This window comes from Mucilaginibacter sp. (genome assembly GCF_039207105.1).
Taxonomy (GTDB): domain Bacteria; phylum Bacteroidota; class Bacteroidia; order Sphingobacteriales; family Sphingobacteriaceae; genus Mucilaginibacter.
Genome location: NZ_JBCECK010000295.1, coordinates 1 through 2,727, shown reverse-complemented (window position 1 = coordinate 2,727; position 2,727 = coordinate 1). Strand labels below are relative to the sequence as shown.

4 protein-coding genes are annotated in these 2,727 nt (G+C 38.1%); all 4 read left to right on the top strand.

Translation table 11 applies throughout. The features are described 5' to 3' along the window. The first annotated feature begins 117 nt into the window (after nucleotides 1–117). Nucleotides 118–543, top strand: coding sequence for a type II secretion system protein (locus AAGC65_RS25775; RefSeq protein ID WP_343115325.1), 426 nt, complete (start codon nucleotides 118–120; stop codon nucleotides 541–543). Nucleotides 544–570: 27 nt separating this feature from the next. Further along, a complete protein-coding gene (locus AAGC65_RS25770; protein WP_343115324.1) occupies nucleotides 571–1,065 on the top strand; it encodes a hypothetical protein in 495 nt (164 codons plus the stop codon). 1 nt (nucleotide 1,066) lies between these two features. Then, nucleotides 1,067–2,500 carry a GspE/PulE family protein gene (locus tag AAGC65_RS25765; protein ID WP_343115323.1) on the top strand — a complete coding sequence of 478 codons (1,434 nt, stop codon included), beginning with the start codon at nucleotides 1,067–1,069 and terminating at the stop codon, nucleotides 2,498–2,500. A gap of 10 nt (nucleotides 2,501–2,510) precedes the next feature. Beyond that, nucleotides 2,511–2,727 (top strand): hypothetical protein (locus AAGC65_RS25760; protein WP_343115322.1); only part of this gene is annotated, 217 nt, incomplete at its 3' end.

Genomic DNA, 2,727 nt, shown 5'->3' with positions numbered 1-2,727 from the left:
GGAAGATAGAAGCGCTATACCAATAGTTAAAAACAGGTTTAGGTTAATTAAAAATTTCAATTTCATTTATGAACTAATTTAGAATTTATTTTTAGATTAGTAAATCTTTTTTCTCAAATGAAATTTTCAAAAAACCTTATTACAGCAAAAGTAAAAGCTTATACGCTTACCGAAATTTTAGTGGTACTGGTTATAATCGGTATACTTGTGTTGCTGGCCATGCCTGTTTTATTGCCATTAATAACCAAGGCAAAAAGCACTGAAGCAAAAGTGCAGTTAGAACATGTACATACGCTCGAAAAAAACTTTTTCTATGAACATTCCAAATATTCGGCAGACTTAACCGAGATAGGTTTTGTACAGGAAAAACTGAGCAGCGACGGTAAAGACGGACGAGCTAATTATCGTATAGATATCAGTAATTCAGGTAATACCAACTTTACTGCCCGTGCTACGGCCATTGTTGATTTTAACGGTAATGGAACATTTAATGTGTGGGAGATAGACCAGAACAAAAATTTAAGAGAAGTAACCCCTGACTAAGTGTTGTTGTTTATACGCGTTTTAATCATGGCCGTACTAACCTGCATTTTTGTGCAGGACATGCGTTCAAGAGCGGTTTATTGGCTGTTATTTCCGGTACTTATTTTGCTGTTTATTGCTGAAAGATCACTGCAATTATCTTTCACAGCATTATTGGGGCCAACGCTTATTAATATCAGCTTTTTAAGCGCACAATTATTTTTGTTATGGTTTTGGTTTTCTTTCCGTAGAAAGCAATCAGTTGATCTGACCGGGCAATTACTTGGCCTTGGCGATATTTTATTTCTTGTAAGTATTGCCTTTTGCTTCTCAATTCTTAATTTTATCATCTTTTATGTAATAAGCCTGCTGTTAATTGCCATAGGCTGGCTTTTATGGCAGACTTTTTTGAAAGAGGAAAATAAATTTTTGCCTTTGGCGGGGTTACAAGCATTTTTACTGATGCTTTGCCTGATAGCCGATTGGTTATCTTCGGTGATTAATTTAACAGATGACCAATGGGTACTAAACCTTATCATGTAATATGAGTGTTACTGATGATATTTTATTGCTAACCGATATGGTTCACCTGGTCACTAAAGATCAGGCATGGCATTATCGCATTCTACCAAAAGGGCGTGTAGATGACACATTCATACTATATTCTGAAGTTGGCAGTAACGAAACAGAACTGCTCCCTGAACTGGAAGTACTATTTAATACAACAATAATTCTTGAGCCTTTACCGGCACAACAAGTAGCCCGTTTATTATCCAAATACTATATTAAAGATAATGCCGCCCAGGGAAGCTCGCATATACAATCGGCCAATAATGCGGATGATTTCTTGATGAACCTGATAGCGGAAGCAAAAAGTCTTAAAAGCAGTGATATCCATATAGAAGTTTATGAGCAAAAATGCCGTGTGCGGATACGTATCGACGGTATGATGGTTGAGCGATATTTATTGAAACGGGATGATTATCCTGCATTGGTTAATAAGATCAAGATCATAGCTAACCTTGATATCGCCGAAAAGCGTTTACCTCAGGATGGGCGTATCAACTTTAAGCATCACGACCAGCAGTTTGATATACGCGTATCGGTATTACCAACGCTGCACGGTGAAAAAGTAGTTTTACGTTTATTGAATAATGATACTACAGCTATAGATCTTAATACGCTTGGGTTTTCAGCTTTTGATTTAGAAAATTATTTGCAGGGAGTGAAACGGCCCAATGGTATTATTTTGATGAGTGGCCCTACGGGCTCAGGTAAAACCACCACTTTATACGCCACTTTAAAGCTGTTAAATAAAGAAACCCGGAATATCCTTACTATCGAAGATCCGATAGAATATACACTTGAAGGCGTTAACCAGGTACAATTAAAAGAATCGATAGGTTTAGGTTTTGCTTCGGCTTTGCGTACATTTTTGCGGCAGGACCCCGACGTAATTATGGTGGGTGAGATACGTGACCCTGAGACAGCGAATATGGCTATTCGTGCCGCGCTTACCGGACACCTGGTGCTATCAACCATCCACACCAACTCGGCCTGGGGAACTATATCCAGATTAATAGATATGGGAATACCCCCTTTTTTAGTTGCCAATACACTTAACACAGCGGCTGCACAAAGGCTTATTCGTTTACTATGCCCGCATTGTAAACAGGAAAAACCATTTGATTTTAACTTGTATCCCAAGCAGTTTAAACCCTACCATGAAGTGATTGCGCATCAAACGCCTACCGGCTGCGAGCAATGTTATTACACGGGGTATAAAGGGCGTAAAGCTGTGTATGAAGTTATCCCCATTGATCAGGATCTTTCTTTGGAAATAAAGAACGGAAATATGTATATTCAAAGTTTTTTAAAAGAGAGAGGTGTGCAAACGCTGGCGGAAAATGCCTTTAACTTATTTGCTGAAGGACATACATCCATTGAAGAGATATATCCCCTTTTATTTAATTATTGATTTTTTATTGATGCCTAAAACCTTTATCCGTACGTTAGTAGTTTATCTGTTACTGCTTTGCCCTTTATACCTATCGGCGCAGGATCAGCAAGATCGAATACAGGTTATTCAGGAAAAGTTGAATACTTTATCGGCAAAAGTGCCGGGCTTAAATCACAAAGTACAACTTTTGGTAACAGGTATTTCATTACAGGAATATCTAAGCGCTTTATCACGCTCCAATAATT

Bases quoted from the DNA above. Each gene is read 5' to 3' on its own strand.
- AAGC65_RS25770 (WP_343115324.1), top strand. From the start codon at position 571: ATGGCCGTACTAACCTGCATTTTTGTGCAGGACATGCGTTCAAGAGCG.
- AAGC65_RS25775 (WP_343115325.1), top strand. From the start codon at position 118: ATGAAATTTTCAAAAAACCTTATTACAGCAAAAGTAAAAGCTTATACG.
- AAGC65_RS25765 (WP_343115323.1), top strand. From the start codon at position 1,067: ATGAGTGTTACTGATGATATTTTATTGCTAACCGATATGGTTCACCTG.